At 64.5% G+C, this 15,910-nt stretch carries 18 protein-coding genes; 8 read left to right on the top strand and 10 right to left on the bottom strand.

Annotated features, from left to right (window positions below; translation table 11 throughout):
* Positions 1 to 43 precede the first annotated feature (43 nt).
* The 3 genes from ABQJ48_RS22115 to ABQJ48_RS22105 all read right to left on the bottom strand — a co-directional run bounded on the left by ABQJ48_RS22115 (position 44) and on the right by ABQJ48_RS22105 (position 1,846).
* Entirely contained in the window at positions 44 to 751 is a 708-nt protein-coding gene (locus tag ABQJ48_RS22115) for a glutathione S-transferase N-terminal domain-containing protein (protein ID WP_367840136.1), read from the bottom strand.
* A 352-nt stretch (positions 752 to 1,103) separates the two neighbouring features.
* Positions 1,104 to 1,325 (bottom strand): hypothetical protein, encoded by a 222-nt coding sequence (locus ABQJ48_RS22110; protein WP_367840135.1) that lies wholly within the window; start codon positions 1,323 to 1,325, stop codon positions 1,104 to 1,106.
* A 329-nt stretch (positions 1,326 to 1,654) separates the two neighbouring features.
* The gene (locus tag ABQJ48_RS22105; RefSeq protein ID WP_367840134.1) at positions 1,655 to 1,846 is read right to left on the bottom strand and encodes a CsbD family protein; all 192 of its coding nucleotides are present in this window, start codon (positions 1,844 to 1,846) and stop codon (positions 1,655 to 1,657) included.
* 172 nt (positions 1,847 to 2,018) lie between these two features.
* Between ABQJ48_RS22105 and ABQJ48_RS22100 the strand changes: the two genes are divergently transcribed.
* From ABQJ48_RS22100 to ABQJ48_RS22080, 5 genes are all read left to right on the top strand, one after another.
* Positions 2,019 to 2,339, top strand: coding sequence for a hypothetical protein (locus ABQJ48_RS22100; protein ID WP_367840133.1), 321 nt, complete (start codon positions 2,019 to 2,021; stop codon positions 2,337 to 2,339).
* 272 nt (positions 2,340 to 2,611) lie between these two features.
* On the top strand, positions 2,612 to 3,901 hold the full coding sequence (gene dcm, locus ABQJ48_RS22095; RefSeq protein ID WP_367840132.1) for a DNA (cytosine-5-)-methyltransferase: 1,290 nt from the start codon (positions 2,612 to 2,614) through the stop codon (positions 3,899 to 3,901).
* A 59-nt stretch (positions 3,902 to 3,960) separates the two neighbouring features.
* Entirely contained in the window at positions 3,961 to 4,407 is a 447-nt protein-coding gene (locus ABQJ48_RS22090; protein ID WP_367840131.1) for a very short patch repair endonuclease, read from the top strand.
* 170 nt (positions 4,408 to 4,577) lie between these two features.
* On the top strand, positions 4,578 to 5,081 hold the full coding sequence (locus ABQJ48_RS22085) for a YbhB/YbcL family Raf kinase inhibitor-like protein (RefSeq protein ID WP_367840130.1): 504 nt from the start codon (positions 4,578 to 4,580) through the stop codon (positions 5,079 to 5,081).
* A 183-nt stretch (positions 5,082 to 5,264) separates the two neighbouring features.
* Entirely contained in the window at positions 5,265 to 6,710 is a 1,446-nt protein-coding gene (locus ABQJ48_RS22080; RefSeq protein ID WP_367840129.1) for an MFS transporter, read from the top strand.
* A gap of 132 nt (positions 6,711 to 6,842) precedes the next feature.
* Here ABQJ48_RS22080 and otsA read toward each other — a convergent pair whose 3' ends face one another.
* The 6 genes from otsA to ABQJ48_RS22050 all read right to left on the bottom strand — a co-directional run bounded on the left by otsA (position 6,843) and on the right by ABQJ48_RS22050 (position 11,566).
* Positions 6,843 to 8,276, bottom strand: a complete 1,434-nt coding sequence (otsA, locus tag ABQJ48_RS22075; RefSeq protein ID WP_367840128.1) for an alpha,alpha-trehalose-phosphate synthase (UDP-forming) — start codon at positions 8,274 to 8,276, stop codon at positions 6,843 to 6,845.
* Positions 8,277 to 8,536: 260 nt separating this feature from the next.
* Positions 8,537 to 8,749 carry a hypothetical protein gene (locus tag ABQJ48_RS22070; RefSeq protein WP_367840127.1) on the bottom strand — a complete coding sequence of 71 codons (213 nt, stop codon included), beginning with the start codon at positions 8,747 to 8,749 and terminating at the stop codon, positions 8,537 to 8,539.
* A 151-nt stretch (positions 8,750 to 8,900) separates the two neighbouring features.
* Positions 8,901 to 9,137, bottom strand: a complete 237-nt coding sequence (locus ABQJ48_RS22065; RefSeq protein ID WP_367840126.1) for a hypothetical protein — start codon at positions 9,135 to 9,137, stop codon at positions 8,901 to 8,903.
* 95 nt (positions 9,138 to 9,232) lie between these two features.
* Positions 9,233 to 10,633: a sigma-54-dependent transcriptional regulator gene (locus tag ABQJ48_RS22060; RefSeq protein ID WP_367840125.1), complete on the bottom strand. Its 1,401-nt coding sequence runs from the start codon at positions 10,631 to 10,633 to the stop codon at positions 9,233 to 9,235.
* Between the two features lie 300 nt (positions 10,634 to 10,933).
* Entirely contained in the window at positions 10,934 to 11,182 is a 249-nt protein-coding gene (locus ABQJ48_RS22055) for a hypothetical protein (RefSeq protein WP_367840124.1), read from the bottom strand.
* Positions 11,183 to 11,248: 66 nt separating this feature from the next.
* Positions 11,249 to 11,566 carry an ElaB/YgaM/YqjD family protein gene (locus tag ABQJ48_RS22050; protein ID WP_367840123.1) on the bottom strand — a complete coding sequence of 106 codons (318 nt, stop codon included), beginning with the start codon at positions 11,564 to 11,566 and terminating at the stop codon, positions 11,249 to 11,251.
* Between the two features lie 356 nt (positions 11,567 to 11,922).
* Here ABQJ48_RS22050 and ABQJ48_RS22045 point away from each other — a divergent pair, with 356 nt between their 5' ends.
* The 3 genes from ABQJ48_RS22045 to ABQJ48_RS22035 all read left to right on the top strand — a co-directional run bounded on the left by ABQJ48_RS22045 (position 11,923) and on the right by ABQJ48_RS22035 (position 14,488).
* Entirely contained in the window at positions 11,923 to 12,981 is a 1,059-nt protein-coding gene (locus ABQJ48_RS22045) for a sigma-54 interaction domain-containing protein (RefSeq protein ID WP_367840122.1), read from the top strand.
* A gap of 368 nt (positions 12,982 to 13,349) precedes the next feature.
* Positions 13,350 to 13,922, top strand: a complete 573-nt coding sequence (locus tag ABQJ48_RS22040; protein ID WP_367840250.1) for a hypothetical protein — start codon at positions 13,350 to 13,352, stop codon at positions 13,920 to 13,922.
* 77 nt (positions 13,923 to 13,999) lie between these two features.
* Positions 14,000 to 14,488, top strand: coding sequence for a hypothetical protein (locus ABQJ48_RS22035; RefSeq protein WP_367840249.1), 489 nt, complete (start codon positions 14,000 to 14,002; stop codon positions 14,486 to 14,488).
* Between the two features lie 69 nt (positions 14,489 to 14,557).
* On the opposite strand, the gene ABQJ48_RS22030 is transcribed toward ABQJ48_RS22035, so the two are convergent.
* Positions 14,558 to 15,904: an ABC transporter ATP-binding protein gene (locus ABQJ48_RS22030; RefSeq protein WP_367840121.1), complete on the bottom strand. Its 1,347-nt coding sequence runs from the start codon at positions 15,902 to 15,904 to the stop codon at positions 14,558 to 14,560.
* Positions 15,905 to 15,910 lie beyond the last annotated feature (6 nt).

Here is a 15,910-nt window from a genome sequence, read left to right as displayed (position 1 = left end):
GGCTTCAGCCGGAACACCGCGCCTGGGCCCGACTACGACATCATCAAGACGGCCGCTTCGGAATATTGAGCCCCCGCTCCACCGCGGGACGCGCAACGAATGCAGCGAGCGCGCGCGTCACATTCGGGAAGTTCTGAATGCCCACCAGGTCGCCCGCTTCATAGAAGCCGGCCAGATTGCGCACCCACGGAAACGTAGCGATGTCCGCAATCGAATACGAGTCGCCGAGAATCCACTCACGCCCTTCCAGCTGCTGTTCCAACACGCCGAGGAGCCGCTTCGCTTCCGCGACGTAGCGATCGCGCGGACGCTTGTCTTCGTAGTCCTTGCCGGCGAACTTATGGAAGAAGCCGACCTGGCCGAACATCGGGCCAATGCCGCCCATCTGGAACATCAGCCACTGAATCGCTTGATAGCGGCCAGCGGCGTGCTGCGGAATGAACTGGCCGCTCTTGTCCGCAAGGTAAATCAGGATCGCGCCGGACTCGAACAGCGGCAGCGGCTTGCCGTCCGGACCGTGCGGATCGAGGATCGCCGGAATCTTGTTGTTCGGATTGAGCGAGCGGAACTCCGGTGTCACCTGATCGTCGGTGTCAAAGCGTACGAGATGCGGTTCATAAGGCAGCCCGGTCTCTTCGAGCATGATCGAAATCTTCACGCCGTTCGGTGTCGGCAGCGAATAGAGCTGGATCCGGTCGGGATGCTCGGCGGGCCATTTTTTCGTGATCGGAAAAGCGGATAAATCGGTCATGGAACGGTGTCACCCTTTGTGCGTGAGTCATGCGAGTTGAACGCGGATCGCAGGTGCAGCGGACGGGTCGTGCGACGACCGGACGCTCAGCCCCGAGCGCGGGACCGTCAAATATAAACCGACTCGCGTGAGCGCGTGTGCGGCCGCGTCAGCGAGGCGAAGCCCGAACGCGAGCACGGTATTCTCGGCCGCCGCCGTCAATCGAGACCGAATTGACGCATCGACGCAATCTGACCATTCACCGACTACGCGAGTCAGCGCGCCACCGCCCGCGGCCATCCAGTTGCGCCCGGCGCCGGGCAGCCGAAAACATCGGCGTCGCTCGCCGACACATCACACTCGACCAGAACGCTCACCACAGGTCCTTGGTCGCCGTACCCGCGCGCGAGTCGAACCCTTCGCTCCACAACGCCGCGCCGACGGTCAACAGCAGGGTCCTCTGCTCGCCGTCGAGCAGCTCCCAGGCGGTCGCCAGCCACGCGGCAAAGCTCGCGCAGGTTGGCTCGAGGTCGGCGGGTAGCTTGCCTTCCAGGTACTGCCGTTCGAACATCGAAAGGATTTTTTGGGGTGTCATCGGCGCCGCCTCCGTGTGCTATGCACCCAGTCTAAAGGCGACACTCCGCACGCGGAATGGCTCACAACCGCGATCGCGGGTTACTCCCAGGCGCACACCGTGAACCAGCCCCGGTACGCGGTAAACGGCGCAATCGCCTAACGCAGCATCGCGCGGCGAGCGGCGAGCGGCGAGCGGTGAGCGGTGAGCGGTGAGCGGTGAGCGGTGAGCGGTGAGCGGTGAGCGGCAAAAATAACAAAACGAAAACCGCAAAACACAAAGAGGCGCCGAAGCGCCTCCTTGCGCCGCCAGGCAAACAGCAAGCCTGGCAGCAGCCCCCACAACCCGCCTTATGGCGTCTTGCGCTTGGCGGTGTCCTTCGCATCTTCCTTGGCATCGCCATAGGCCTTCTGCACCTTGCCCGCGCCTTGCTGCAGGTCGCCCTTGGCTTCTCTCGCCGGATTATTGGTCGCCTTGCCAATGGCCTCGTTCACCTTGCCTTTTACCTGTTCGCCGACGCCCTTCGCCTGGTCCTTGTTCATGTTTGGCTCCGCTTATGAATGCCGGCGCGACATTGCGCCAGTCCCAATAGTGAGCAACGGCTATGCCCGGGAGAGGTCCGCCACGCGACGCGCTGAGGCGAGCCGTCGAAAAATATCGATCATTCGTCTAAAGTCTCGCGGAAATGTGCCGTAAAAGAGCCATGGAGGAGTCATGGACCCTACACCGACCACGCTTTCGGGATCATCCCAAGCCACGCTGCATGACCGCGACATCGCGCATATTGCGCGGGTAATGAGCGTGTCCTTACGCGGCGACCTTGCCGGCCCCATTTTGCCGCCCGCGTACTGGCGCAAGCGTCTGCATCAGGTGCTCGACAGCGGCCACCTGTCCCATGCGCAGTTGTGCATGGTCGACAGCCTGCTGCTGCAACTCCACCAGTTCGAAACCGCGCCGGCATTGGACGAACCGGACGCGAGCGCCGGCGCGCCGTTTGCCCCGCCGGACCCGGCCAGTGCGAGCCGCGCGCTCTGACCTGCCGCGTCGGTGCGAATGACGGTTGGCCTGCCCGCCTGGGATTGCGTCGATAAACGGGGCCGCGAACCGCATCGCGGCCTCGAACACATGTCGCCACGGTCAGAAGTCGCGTGATGCCGACAGGTCGCGCATTGCCCTGTGACAAACAGCGTTCGCCGCCGCCGACGCCTGGAGCGCGGCCGCAAATTTGGCCGCCGTGCGTTGCGAAAATAGGAAAACGGGACGACCTCGGGTCATAATGTCCGCAAAAATTCCCAGCAAGGACGTCCGTGACCCTCGCCGCACCGCTCCATCTGCTCCGCCAGGCGCGCGCCCGCTTCACTCAACGCGAAATCGCCGCGCATGTCGGCAAGGACATCAAGACGGTGCGTCGCTGGGAAAAAGGCGAAACGCCGTGCCCGGCCATGCTGGAGCCCGCCTTGCGCGATTTGCTGCAGCAACACCCACGGACGACGGGCGTTGCGGCGACCGACGCCGCCCAGCCGCAGTTCCGCTTCATCGATCTTTTCGCCGGCATCGGCGGGATCCGCCTGGGCTTTGAAGCACACGGCGGCAACTGCGTATTCACGAGCGAGTGGAACGATTTCTCCGTAAAAACGTATCGCGAAAACCATCGCGGGGACGGCGAACACACGCTGATCGGCGACATCGTCTCGTTCCCCGCTGAAGAGGTGCCGAGTCACGATGTGCTGCTCGGCGGCTTCCCGTGCCAGCCGTTTTCGATCGCCGGCGTCAGCAAGAAAAACGCGCTGGGCCGGCCGCACGGTTTCGAATGCACGACGCAAGGCACGCTCTTTTTCGACGTCGCGCGAATCATCGCGGCCAAGCGCCCCGCCGCCTTCCTGCTGGAGAACGTGAAGAATCTGCTGTCCCACGACAAGGGCCGCACCTTCGACGTGATCCTGCAAACCTTGCGGGACGAACTCGGCTACGAGGTGCATTACCGCGTCGTCGATGGCCAGCATTTCACGCCGCAGCATCGGGAGCGCATCATCATCGTCGGATTTCGCGGCAAGACGGCGTTCTCGTGGGACCATCTGCGGCTGCCCGAACAGGGCCCGCGGCTCGGCTCGATCCTGCATCGCACGGACGGCAGCGAGCCGGTGCTGCCGTGGGATCACGACCGCTTCTTCGACCACGCGGCACACCGCGTGCAGCCGAAGTACACGCTCACACCGAAGCTGTGGGCCTATCTGCAAAACTACGCGGCCAAACATCGCGCCGCGGGCAACGGCTTCGGCTTCGGCATCGCGCATCGGGACAGTGTCACCCGCACGCTGTCGGCGCGCTATCACAAGGACGGCTCCGAAATTCTCGTTTATCAGGGCGAAGCGCTGCGCCCGCGCCGCCTGACGCCGCGCGAATGCGCAAGGCTAATGGGCTTTCCCGACACGTTCAGGATTCCGGTCAGCGATACGCAGGCCTACCGCCAGTTCGGCAACAGCGTGGTCATGCCGGTGATGCGCGAAGTGGCGCGCATCATGCTCCCGCATCTGCAGGCTTTGCTCGCCGGGGACAACTGCGATGGTTCGAACCAAGCGCTGTCGCTGTACGCGTGAACGAGGCCGGCTGGTTCAACGCCCGGCGTCCCGAGCGCCGCGCATTCGGGCACTGACACATGGTCGATATCGTCGATAGCGCGACGCGCAGCCGGATGATGTCCGGCATCCGCGGGCGCAATACCAAACCGGAGGTCTTGATCCGCAGCCTGCTGCATCGGCAGGGCTTTCGCTTCCGGCTAAACGCGCGCGGTCTGCCTGGACGCCCGGACATCGTGTTGCCGCGATATCGTGCGGTGGTGCTGGTGCACGGCTGTTTCTGGCATGGCCACGACTGCCATCTTTTCAAATGGCCGCAAACCCGGCCCGACTTCTGGCGCGAGAAGATCGGCCGCAATCGCAGCAACGACGACAAAGTCCGTGACGCGCTGCTCGCCGGCGGATGGCGCGTGGCCGTGGTGTGGGAATGCGCATTGCGAGGCGGCAATCGCGACATCGGCGGCGTGTTGCAGCGGCTGATGGAATGGCTGAAGAGCGACGCGCCGAGCTTCGAGGAACGCGGCTGAAAGGCGCTCACAGCCGTACCCGGCGCCCAACGAATCCGGCAGCCGCTGGTGATACACTCGACGAGCTAAGCCCGAAGTCTCTTTGCGTACCGCCATGCGCGCAGCCGCAGGGTCGGTAGCGAAATCCGACGCTCCGCGATCCGAGAACCAATCAACAAGGGAGGCACATCATGGCTGATTTCCGTCTCTGGTCCGACGACTTCCCCAATTTCGGCTTCATGCCGAAAGCCCACGAATATAACGACAAGGCGTTCGGCGTGGATGGCGAAAACATCTCGCCCGCGTTGCAGTGGGACGCGCCGCCGCCCGACACGCAGAGTTTCGCGCTGACCGTACATGATCCCGACGCGCCGACCGGCAGCGGCTTCTGGCACTGGGTGGTGGTGAACATCCCGGCCGAGGCCCGTTCCCTGCCGCGCAACGCCGGCAAGGCGGACGGCTCGCTGCTGCCGCAAGGCGCGCTGCAGGTGCGCAACGACTACGGCACGCTAGGCTTCGGCGGCGCCGCGCCGCCGCGCGGGGACCGGACGCATCGCTACATCTTCCGGCTGCATGCGCTCAGCGTGCCGCATCTGCCCATCAACGCGGAGACCACGAACGCGGTCGCGCGCTTCATGACGCATATGAACGAAATCGACTCGACGACCCACACGGGGTTGTACGAACTGAAATAGACGAGCGCGGGCGCGGCCCGCGCTCGGGTTCCGCGCCGGCAGGCCGGTTGGCCCGGTTCACCAGTTGGCCGGTTCGACGGTTGGACGACTCCGGGCGCGGTCTTATTCGGCGACGGCTGGCGGCGCGCGTGAGCCGTCTCATCACCCGGGCGTCGCACCGTCCCACTACAAATCAAACAAGCGATGCACGCAAAACCCTCGCGCAACGACCGCCCCCCGCCGGCCGACCCGGCCACAGCCGCTCCCGACGCGTCGTTCGAGCACTCAGCCGAACAAGGCCTGCCGATTCCGCAGCGCTACTGGGCGATGCTGGTCATCGCGCTCGGACTGACGCTGGCAGTGCTCGACAGCGCGATTGCCAACGTGGCTTTGCCTACCATCGCGCGCAACCTGCAGGCGAGCGCGGCCGGCTCGATCTGGGTCGTCAACGCGTATCAGCTGGCAGTCACCATCTCGCTGCTGCCGCTCGCCTCGCTCGGCGACCGGATCGGCTACCGGCGCGTCTATCTGAGCGGGCTGGTCCTGTTCACGGTGGCCTCTCTCGGCTGCGCGCTGTCCACCTCGCTGCCGACTCTCGCGCTCGCCCGCATGATCCAGGGCTTCGGCGCGGCCGGCATCATGAGCGTCAATACCGCGCTGGTGCGCATGATCTACCCGCCCACGCAGCTCGGGCGCGGCGTCGCGATCAACGCGATGGTGGTCGCGATGTCCTCGGCGGTCGGGCCCACGGTGGCCGCCGGCGTGCTCTCCGTCGCATCGTGGCCGTGGCTGTTCGCGATCAATGTGCCGATCGGCATTGCGGCGATCATCGGCGGCTTCAAGGCGCTGCCGATGAACCCGGGCCACGAGTCGCCCTACGACTACCTGAGCGCGCTGATGAACGCGGTGGTGTTCGGCCTGCTGATTTTCGCGGTCGACGGCCTCGGGCACGGCGAGCGGCCCGGCTATGTCGCGCTAGAGGCGCTCGGCGCGCTCGTGGTCGGCTACTTCCTGGTGCGCCGCCAGTTGACGCAGCCCGCGCCGCTGCTGCCCATCGATTTGCTGAGAATTCCGGTGTTCGCGCTGTCGATCGGCACGTCGGTGTGCTCGTTCTGCGCGCAGATGCTGGCCTTCGTGTCGCTGCCGTTTCTGCTGCAGGACATGCTGGGCATGTCGCAAGTCCAGACCGGTCTGCTGATGACGCCGTGGCCGGCGATCATCGTCATCGCGGCGCCGATCTCCGGTGTGCTGTCGGACAAGGTGTCGGCGGGGTGGCTGGGCGGCGTCGGACTCGCGGCGCTGACGGCCGGGCTGTTGCTGCTCGCCACGCTCGGCGCACATCCGGATACGACGCAGATCGCGTGGCGCATGGCCTTGTGCGGGGCGGGCTTCGGCATCTTCCAGTCGCCGAACAACCGAACCATGCTGGCCGCCGCGCCGCGCGACCGGAGCGGCGGCGCGAGCGGCATGCTCGGCACCGCGCGCCTGACCGGGCAGACGCTCGGCGCGGCGCTGGTCGCGCTGATTTTCGGCGTTGCGCCGCAGAATGGGCCGATCGTTTCGCTGTACGTCGCGGCCGGATTTTCGGCGGTTGCGGCGGTGGTGAGCACCATGCGAGTCATGCAGCGGGTAACGGCGCAAGCTGCCTGAGACAATCGTCGCGCGAAAAGACTGAGGGCATGGATCGTATCGTGCGATCCATGCCCTTCGGCATCTGTTCGAGGCGGCGCAGACGTGACGGCAGGCGCGCCTGTCGCAACAGCGCGACGGGCGCCGGTCCGGCTAGGACGACGACGAAGCCGTCACGTCAGCGAGCTTTACCGCTTTGGCCGTCACCGAAGAGGCCGTCGCGATATTGCGCAGATCGGCGAGGAAGGTGTCGCGCCACACGGACAGGTTGTTCTCGCGCATCGGCGCCATCATGTCGGCATGACGCGCCTGACGCTCGGCGAGCGGCATCGACAGCGCGCGCTCCAGTGCTTCGGCCATCTGCGACAGATCGAACGGGTTGACGACCAGCGCGCCCGGCAATTGCTCGGCGGCGCCGGCGAATTGCGAGAGCACCAGCACGCCGGGATCGGTCGGATCCTGTGACGCGACGTACTCCTTCGCGACGAGATTCATGCCGTCGCGCAGCGGCGTCACGTAACCCACCTGCGATTGACGGAAGAGCGCCATCAGCAGATTGCGTTCGTACTTGCGGTTCAGGTATTGGATCGGCGTCCAGTCGAGCTGCGCGAACCGACCGTTGATACGGCCGGCCTCGCCTTCCAGCGTCTGCCGAATCCGCTGATACGTCTGCACGTCCGCGCGGGTAGGCGGTGCGATCTGCACGAGCGAAACGCGTCCGTGCCATCCCGGCGCATTCAGCAGCAAGCGCTCGAACGCCTGGAAGCGCTCCACCAGCCCCTTCGAATAGTCGAGCCGGTCGACGCTCATGATCAGCTTGCGCCCGCGCATCCCGTCACGCAGGCTGCGCACGGGCTTGCGGTCGGTGAACTGCTCGGCGGCCTTGGCAATCGCATCCGGATAGATGCCGATCGGATATGCGCCGACTTTGAGGAAGCGGTTGAACGCGTGCACCATCCCGTCTTCGCTCGACGTGCCATGCTGGCCGCGCTCGATATAGTCGACGAAGGACTGGCGATCCGCCTCGGTTTGAAAGCCGATCACGTCGTAGCTGCACATTGCCTTGACGAGTTCGTCGTGCGGCGGAATGGTGCGCAGCACTTCCGACACCGGAAACGGGATATGCAGAAAAAAACCAATCGGATTTTTCACGCCGATTTCGCGCAGGCAGCGCGCGAACGGCAGCAGGTGGTAATCGTGCACCCAGATAATGTCGTCGGGTTTCAGCAGTTCTTTCAGCTGCTTGGCGAGCGTCGCGTTGACACGCTGATAGCCCGCGTACTCCTGACGGTCGTAGCGCGAGAGGTCGTTCCGATAGTGAAATGTCGGCCACAGCGTCGCGTTCGAAAAGCCGCGGTAGTACTGGTCGTAGTCGCGCTTGGTGAGGCCCACCGTCGCATACGTGACGTTGCCCTGCTTCTCGATGACCGGTGCGGACGGCTCGCTCACCGTTTCGCCACTCCAGCCGAACCAGACTCCGCCGGTTTCCTTCAGTGCGTCCAGCACGCCGATTGCGAGGCCGCCCGCTGCGGGACGTCCTTCCTGGATCGGTGCGACACGATTCGATACCACGATCAATCTGCTCATTGGGTCTCCACCTAGTTCAGTTGCTTCGCTGCACTTGATTGCTTCGCTGCATGGGCCTGCGAACCTATGTACCAAAGGAAAGCCACGCAAGTCGCGTGCCTTTTTGCCAGATGCGTGAAATAAAAATGTATGCAAATGTGACAGGCGGGAACGAATCCGCAAAAAACGCGCGGTCGGAAGGAATTTATACTATCAAACTGCGCCTAGGGAGAATAGGCGCTAACAGCGGCCCCGCGCGTCGGCCGGACTTCGCGAAAAATTCAGGCGTCCTGTTCGGAACCGAGATCGCGTTGGTAGTCCAAGCCTTCCCGGCGCACGCCGCCCTGGTTGTGCTCACCGTCCGGCGGGGCGTCGGGGGCCACCCGATTTTGCGCGGCCGGGTCGGCAGACTCCGCCGGCTCGGGCGTGTTGCTGGCGGGTCGGGCGTCGCGCTTCGCATGCCGCGCGGAACGCCGAAGTGCAGGATGTCTCATGATCGATGCCTTCAGAGGAAGCCTGCCGCTGAGCGCGGCATCAATACAGGGTCGTGACCCGACAAAGTAACTGCCGGTAAAAGATGCGCCGGGTTTGTAACAAGTACACAAATCGCTGCATTGCAAGACCCTCACACCGCACGTCGCATGGTCAGACTTGCATTCGCCGAAGTTGGCCCTCGCCTGCCTGGGGCGCTTGGGTAGGCTGTGGCGGCGGATCGCCGATCGGCGGAGAAACCGGTTCGACCGGTTCGATTGGCTCTGGAGTCGGACCGGGAACCGTATCGGGCTCCGCCGGGTTCGGCGTCGGCGTGGGCGGCTCGATCGGCTCCGGACGATGCGCGTGCCGTGAAAGCGGGAGGTCGGGAGCAGCGGCGTGATGCGGCATGTCGGTTGTCCTCGTATGCGTTTCATCCGATCGCAGCAAGGTCCATACCCTTACCCTTTCGTTGACGCGCTCCCTTCGGGCGCGCGCGGCCCGTGTCAAACGTCCGCGTCGCCCAGCGCGCGCGACTCGTCCGCCGCGTCGCTGTCTTCGCGTGCGTCGTTGCCGTACTCCACGAGGCGGTTGTACAGCGTCTTCAGACTGATGCCCAGGATCTCGGCAGCGCGCGTCTTGACGCCGCCGCATTGCTCGAGCGTGGCCAGAATCAGTTGACGGTCCGCCTCGGCGAGCGACGTGCCAAACGCAATCGTGATGGCCGTCCCGGCGGCGGGCTTCGACAAGGTGATCTGCAACGGCACCGTCGCGGTGCTGTCCGAATCCGTGCCGGACATGATGTGCGCGCGCTGCACGTAGTTCTTCAGCTCTCGCACGTTGCCCGGCCAGGGATATGACATCAGCATATCCTTCACGGCGGCCGGGAAGTGCTTGCGGGTGCTGTGCCGCTCGTTGAGTTCGTCGAGAAACGCCTGCGCGAGCAGTTCAACGTCCTTGCCGCGGTCACGCAGCGGCGGCAGGCTAATCGGGAACACGTTCAGCCGATGGTACAGATCGAGCCGCAGCTTGCCTTCCAGAACCGCCTGCTGCGGGTCGCGGTTAGTGGCCGCGATGAGGCGCACGTCCGTTTCGATTTCCTTGGTGGTGCCGACCCGCATGAACATGCCGGTTTCCAGCACGCGCAGCAGTTTCACCTGCAACTCGATCGGCATTTCGGTGATTTCGTCGAGAAACAGCGTGCCGCCGTTGGCACGTTCGAAGTAGCCCTTGTGCTGGCGGTCGGCACCGGTGAACGAGCCGCGTTCGTGGCCGAACATTTCCGATTCGATCAGGTTCGGCGAGATCGCACCACAATTCACCGCGAGGAACGCGTGCTTGCGGCGCAAGCTCAGTTGGTGCAGCGTCTGCGCAGCGACTTCCTTGCCGGTGCCGGACTCGCCGACCAGCATCACCGAGGCCGCCGTGGGCGCGACGCGGCCGATCTGGTCGTACACCTCCTGCATGGCGGGCGAATTGCCGAGCATCAGGCCGAAGCGGCCCATGCGGCGCAACTCGCCGCGCAACGTGCCGATTTCCGCCTTGAGGTCGCCGGCGCGCGGCAGGCGTGACAGGATCGCCTTCACGCGCTGCATGTTGATCGGCTTCACGAGATAGTCGGTGGCGCCCATCTTCAGCGCGTTGACCGCCGATTCCACTGTGGCGTGGCCCGTGATCACGATCACTTCCACGCCGGAACGCGGATCGAGATCTTCGAAAAGGTCGACCCCGCTGCCATCGGGCAGCTTCAGGTCGGTAAAGACGACGTCCGGCATTTGCCGGACCAGTTGAATGCGCGCTTCGCGCAAATCGCCCGCGGTGGCGGTAGTGAGCCCGTCTTCCCCGATGATGGCGGAAAGCGCCTCGCGGGTACCGGCATCGTCGTCGACAATCAGTACATGTGGCATCGCGTCTCGAAAGCTTGCAAGCGTGGGTGGAAAACATGCGAACGCGCATGCACAAAAGCGAACGGGGCCGCGCGGCGCAGTGGATGCGGCGCGCCTCGCGAGGCGCGCATCTCATTGCCCGCAGGCGCGATCCGCCGTCACTACGCACAATAACGCAACAATGGCCAAGCATTGACCGCCCATTGCCGCATCATTGTTGTATATTTGTCTATTATACGGCGATCCGGATATAAAATTAACAATCGAGACGACGCGGCGCCCGAAAGCGATAGATCGGCGGGCAGCCGGGGCTCAGGCGCTTTAACTGCGCGGAAAGGGCCACGGACGCTCGTCGCCGTTCGAATGGGCCGAGCCGTTGCCGCCCGGCGACACGCTAGCGGCGCCTGGCGAGCCGGCCGGCGCGGCAACGGCGCCGCCCTCGCCCTCCCAGCGGCTTAATTCTCTGCCTCCGGTGGAAAAACGCGTCCCCCGCCTGCTCTGCACGTAGCGGACCGCCAGAAAGCCGCCGAGGGCCATCAAGACGCTGAACATGCCAATGGGTCGTGCCATTGTGAACTCCTTATGGTCGTGAAGCGGAATGGGTACCGGCGTGCGCGCCTACGGCGCGGGTGGGTGTCAGCGGGCGGCGAGCACACCGAGCACAAAACCGGCGCCCGCGGCGATCGCGATCGAACGCCACGGGTTGTGCCGCACATAGCGCTCGGTGCCGATCGTGGCCGCCCGGTAGCGCCGCTGCGCGTCTTGCTGTGCGTCGCCGAGCGCCGCTTGCAGGCTTTCGACGTGCGCGCCCAACTTGCCGCGCAGCGCGTCGACGCCCTCGCCGGGCACGTTGGCGGCGAGCCGCAGGATTTCCTGCGAATCTCTGAGCAGCACCCGCAGATCCTCAATGATCTTCTGGCCGCCCAGTCCGAGTTGTTGCGTCGTGTCAGTCATCATTCGCTCCTCACGCGGGTGCCCCGTTCGCGGGTATCCCGGTGCCGGGTTGGCGCCGCTTTCGATTCGGTCCGGGCCACTTGCCGATGCGGACCGCTCCAAAAGCGCATGCGTGTCGGGCTGCTCGCGCAAAGCCCGTGCCCGGTAAATTCGCTCCACGCGCCCAGTCCAGGCGCGACGCAAGGCACTTTCGACCGATTCCGCGCCCGCGCGTCTCGCCGCTTGTCACTTCGATTGCCGGACACAGCACCGAAGTGGTTAAATCTACATTTGTGGGATATTGCCGCATAGGCCAATATCGCTCCCACGGCCTGCGCGCCGCAACAACACTTTCATCTGCACAGGACTTCCTGCATATGGCGTCAATCGCTGTGGACTCGCCCACCGTCTCGGCCGGCGGCACCGCTTCGGCTCAGGCGAAGCAGCGCGTCGCGGACGGCATCGCGGGACTCAAATCCTATGGGCTGCTGTACGGCTCGTCGCCCGTGATGCTGGATCTGTACGAGCAGATCGAGCGGGTCGCCAGCACTGACGCGACCGCGCTGATCATCGGCGAATCGGGCACCGGCAAGGAGCTGATCGCGCGCACGATTCACGATCAAAGCAGCCGCAAGGACGCCGCCTTCGTCGCCGTGAACTGCGGCGCGATTCCCGACGAACTGATCGAAGCGGAACTGTTCGGCCATGAAAAAGGCAGCTTCACGGGCGCGGTGCAAGGCCGCGTCGGCTACTTTGAACATGCGAACGGCGGCACCCTGTTCCTCGACGAAATCACGGAAATGGCGCCCGTGCGTCAGGTCAAGCTGCTGCGGGCGCTTGAAACGGGCACCTTCTATCGCGTGGGCGGCAACGAGCTGATCAGCGGCGACGTGCGCGTGATCGCCGCGACCAATCGCGATCCCGCGGTGGCCGTGAAGGAAAATGGTCTGCGCGAAGACTTGATGTACCGGCTCGCGGTTTTTCCGTTGCGCGCGCCGCCGTTGCGCGAGCGGGAGAACGACCGCGAACTGCTCGCGCAACACTTCCTCGCGCAACTGAATCAGCAGGAAGGCACGAGCAAGAGCTTCAGCAAACGGTCGCTCGAAACGCTGCGCACCTGGTCGTGGCCGGGCAATGTGCGCGAGCTGAAGAACGCGGTGTACCGGGCGTTCATTCTCGCGGAGAAGACTGTCGAGTTGCCGCATCCGCATCTCGCATCGCGGGTCAAGAAAGCGGTCACGCAAGGCGACGCGATGAGCGTCTGGATCGGCACGCCACTCGCCGATGCGCAAAAGCAGATCATTCTCGGCACCCTCAAGTATTGCGGCGGTGACAAGCGGCGCGCAGCCAAGGCGCTGGGCGTGAGTCTGAAAACACTGTACAACCGCTTGAGCGCATACGGCGACGAAGGCGCGGAAGAAAAAGCAGAGCAATAGGCGCAGCGCGCGCAGACGCGCGATCGATTTCACGTCACGCTCACGCGAAGTCTTCGCGTGAGCACATTCCTCGTTCCACTTTCTCTATTTCCAGCGCTCCGCGGTGAGACGCGCTCGGGTCAGACTGGTTCGCGCCTTGTGCAGAGAATTACTTGGCATTGCCAGGCAAACTTCGCGCGCCGTTAAACAGAAAACCCTCTGCCGCGCACTAGGTTTTGCAATTTTTTGCATTTTTACGCTGCCAATTACAAAAAGCATCCTGCAAAATGCCGCAGCGTATTCGAAGACGTGGCGCTTATCGCAGGCTCGGTGCTTGCATGATTGACCGCACCGGCATCAGCAGAGACAGGGAAATGAAAAAGAACAGGATGTGGGGCATCCGGACACAAGAACCGGCCAGGTATGGACGTGCATCTGCGGGACGCGCAACGGCGCTCGTCGCAATTGCTCTCGTGGCTGCGTCGGCATTGAGCGGCTGTAGTTCGCTTTATTCCGAAGCCGCCGTGACCGGCGCCGGTATCGCAGGCGCGGGCATCGCGAACTCGGTGACCAGCAATGCGGCGGTCGCCACGGGCATCGGCCTGGGCGCGGTAGCCGCAGCCCGCGCCGGCGTGCAGTACTCGGAACGCGTGATCCACAGGAATACGCAGGACAGCATCGCTAAAGCAGCCGGCCCGCTCGGCGTCGGTGCCGTCGCGCCGTGGAGCATAACGCACTCGTTCCCCATCGAAGAAGACCAGCACGGCCGCGTGACCGTCAGCCGCGCGATCAGCACAGGCGTGCTCGACTGCAAGGAAATCGTATTCTCCGTCGACCGGAACGCCACCAGCAACGTCCCGGCAAGCAGCGCTTTTTACGTCGCGTCGGTTTGCCGTGACGGCGATAACTGGAAATGGGCGTCCGCCGAACCCGCCACCGAACGTTGGGGCGCGCTGCAATGAACACGCTTTGGTTTCGCGTCCCGCGCGCGGCGGCTCGGCGATGTGTCGCGCGAGCTTCGGGCGACCGTCTACGGCTGATGGCGGCCGGCGCGCTGTGCGTCGGCGCGAGCCTGCTCGCGAGCGGCTGTTCGTCGATCGGCGCCGCAAGCGGCGCGGCGGCGGGCGTGGCGTCCGGGCTCGTGACCTCGAACCCGGCCGTCGCGATCGGCGTCGGCATTGCCGTGCAGGCCGCGACCGACGAAGCCGTCGGCCGCTACATGCGCAGCATGCACAAGGACCAGCAGGATCTGATCGCCGCGTTGGCGGGCGCGATGCCGGTCGGCGAGACCCGCCCCTGGTCGGTCAAGCACACCCTGCCCATCGAGAACGGCCATGGTGAAGTGCGCGTGACGCGCGCGTTCGGTTCGGCGCTGGCGCTGTGCAAGGAATTCGTGTTCTCGGTGCAGGATGGCGACGGCCCGAACGCACCTACAGCCTGGTTCACGGCGAGCGCGTGCCAGCAGGACAAGGGCTGGAAGTGGGCGTCCGCGGAACCTGCTGTCGAGCGCTGGGGCAATCTGCAATAAAAAAGCGGCAGGTTTGCGCCTGCCGCCTGTCGTCTGGACCGTCAACGGGCCAATCAGCCCCGGTCGCGTTCAAGACTCGACGTCTTCCAGACTGAAGATTTCGGTCTGGTCGTTATACGAGAAAATCTCGCCATAACGGCCCCAGTTGATGACCGCGTCGAGCGTCTCTTCCGCCGCGCTGTCCGACAGAAAATCTTCCAGTTCCTGTTCGAAGCGCACGCGCGGCGCGCGATGCCCCGGCCGCTCGTTCAACACCCTCTTGATCCGCGCAGCGAGCGGCACGTGCCGCAGCAGATGCTCGGCGAACATCATCTTGCGCTCCTGCGTACCGAATTCGGCGAACACGCGCGCCGGTGGCGTGAGGAAAATATCGCCTTCGCGCACGTCGGCGAAACCGAGGTGCTGCAGCACTTCGGCCACCGGAAACAGGTCGTCCACCTCCAGATGCAGCGAGCGGGCGATTTCCGGCATGTCCGCGCGGCCGTGGTACGGCGCGGCAGCCAGCGTCTCGATGAGACCCGCCATCAGGTTGGTCGACACATGCGGTAGCCAGCTGTGCAGCACCAGTCCCTTCCTGGTCTTTTCGTCGGTCTGACGCGCGGTCATCTTCGCGTAGATGTCGTCGACGAGGCGCCGGAACGCCGGGTCCAGCCGGTTGCGCGGATGCTTGAACGGCACCTTGATCTCGGCGATCACACGGCCCGGATTGGACGACAGCACCAGGATCCGGTCGCACATGAACACCGCTTCCTCGATGTTGTGCGTGACGATCAGCACCGCCTTGATCGGCATGCGGCCTTGCGTCCATAGATCGAGCAGGTCGGTACGCAAGGTTTCGGCCGTCAGCACGTCGAGCGCCGAGAAAGGCTCGTCCATCAGCAAGAGCGTGGGGTCGACCACCAGCGCGCGCGCAAAGCCGACACGCTGACGCATGCCGCCCGAGAGCTCGCGCGGATAGGCGTTTTCGAAACCGTCCAGACCGATCAGATCGATCGCGGCGAGCGCGCGGGTGCGCCGTTCGTTCGTGCCGACGCCTTGCGCTTCGAGTCCCGCTTCCACGTTCTGCAGCACGGTCAGCCATGGAAACAGCGCGAAGGTCTGGAACACCATCGCGACGCCCCTCGCAGGGCCGTCGAGCGGCTTGCTCATATACGTGACTTCGCCGTCGGTCGGCTCGATCAGACCGGCGATGATGCGCAACAGCGTCGACTTGCCCGAGCCCGAGCGGCCCAACAAACCGACGATCTCGCCTTCGCGCAACGACAGGTTCACGTCGTCGAGGACGAGCAGCTCGCCCTGCGACTTGTTGAAACCTCGGCACACGTCCTTGACACGCAGGATCTCTTCGCCGAGGCGGGGCGGCTTTGGCGGCGTCTGGATCGGCGCGGCGGTCAGAGCAGCTTTAGGAGTTTGCATCGCTTA

The sequence above is a fragment of the Paraburkholderia suaedae genome (assembly GCF_040812055.1).
Classification (GTDB): Bacteria; Pseudomonadota; Gammaproteobacteria; order Burkholderiales; family Burkholderiaceae; genus Paraburkholderia.
Note: the sequence above shows the minus strand (reverse complement) of the source record. Positions and strands in the feature narration are given on the sequence as shown.

What these genes read in the sequence shown, in the direction of transcription:
- otsA (WP_367840128.1), bottom strand. Translation starts at nt 8,276, where the DNA reads ATGAGCAGATTGATCGTGGTATCGAATCGTGTCGCACCGATCCAGGAA.
- ABQJ48_RS22060 (WP_367840125.1), bottom strand. Translation starts at nt 10,633, where the DNA reads ATGCCACATGTACTGATTGTCGACGACGATGCCGGTACCCGCGAGGCG.
- ABQJ48_RS22030 (WP_367840121.1), bottom strand. Translation starts at nt 15,904, where the DNA reads ATGCAAACTCCTAAAGCTGCTCTGACCGCCGCGCCGATCCAGACGCCG.
- ABQJ48_RS22100 (WP_367840133.1), top strand. Translation starts at nt 2,019, where the DNA reads ATGGACCCTACACCGACCACGCTTTCGGGATCATCCCAAGCCACGCTG.
- ABQJ48_RS22085 (WP_367840130.1), top strand. Translation starts at nt 4,578, where the DNA reads ATGGCTGATTTCCGTCTCTGGTCCGACGACTTCCCCAATTTCGGCTTC.
- ABQJ48_RS22090 (WP_367840131.1), top strand. Translation starts at nt 3,961, where the DNA reads ATGGTCGATATCGTCGATAGCGCGACGCGCAGCCGGATGATGTCCGGC.
- ABQJ48_RS22070 (WP_367840127.1), bottom strand. Translation starts at nt 8,749, where the DNA reads ATGAGACATCCTGCACTTCGGCGTTCCGCGCGGCATGCGAAGCGCGAC.
- ABQJ48_RS22065 (WP_367840126.1), bottom strand. Translation starts at nt 9,137, where the DNA reads ATGCCGCATCACGCCGCTGCTCCCGACCTCCCGCTTTCACGGCACGCG.
- ABQJ48_RS22050 (WP_367840123.1), bottom strand. Translation starts at nt 11,566, where the DNA reads ATGACTGACACGACGCAACAACTCGGACTGGGCGGCCAGAAGATCATT.
- ABQJ48_RS22110 (WP_367840135.1), bottom strand. Translation starts at nt 1,325, where the DNA reads ATGACACCCCAAAAAATCCTTTCGATGTTCGAACGGCAGTACCTGGAA.
- ABQJ48_RS22055 (WP_367840124.1), bottom strand. Translation starts at nt 11,182, where the DNA reads ATGGCACGACCCATTGGCATGTTCAGCGTCTTGATGGCCCTCGGCGGC.
- ABQJ48_RS22105 (WP_367840134.1), bottom strand. Translation starts at nt 1,846, where the DNA reads ATGAACAAGGACCAGGCGAAGGGCGTCGGCGAACAGGTAAAAGGCAAG.
- ABQJ48_RS22040 (WP_367840250.1), top strand. Translation starts at nt 13,350, where the DNA reads ATGTGGGGCATCCGGACACAAGAACCGGCCAGGTATGGACGTGCATCT.
- ABQJ48_RS22080 (WP_367840129.1), top strand. Translation starts at nt 5,265, where the DNA reads ATGCACGCAAAACCCTCGCGCAACGACCGCCCCCCGCCGGCCGACCCG.
- ABQJ48_RS22045 (WP_367840122.1), top strand. Translation starts at nt 11,923, where the DNA reads ATGGCGTCAATCGCTGTGGACTCGCCCACCGTCTCGGCCGGCGGCACC.
- ABQJ48_RS22035 (WP_367840249.1), top strand. Translation starts at nt 14,000, where the DNA reads ATGGCGGCCGGCGCGCTGTGCGTCGGCGCGAGCCTGCTCGCGAGCGGC.
- ABQJ48_RS22115 (WP_367840136.1), bottom strand. Translation starts at nt 751, where the DNA reads ATGACCGATTTATCCGCTTTTCCGATCACGAAAAAATGGCCCGCCGAG.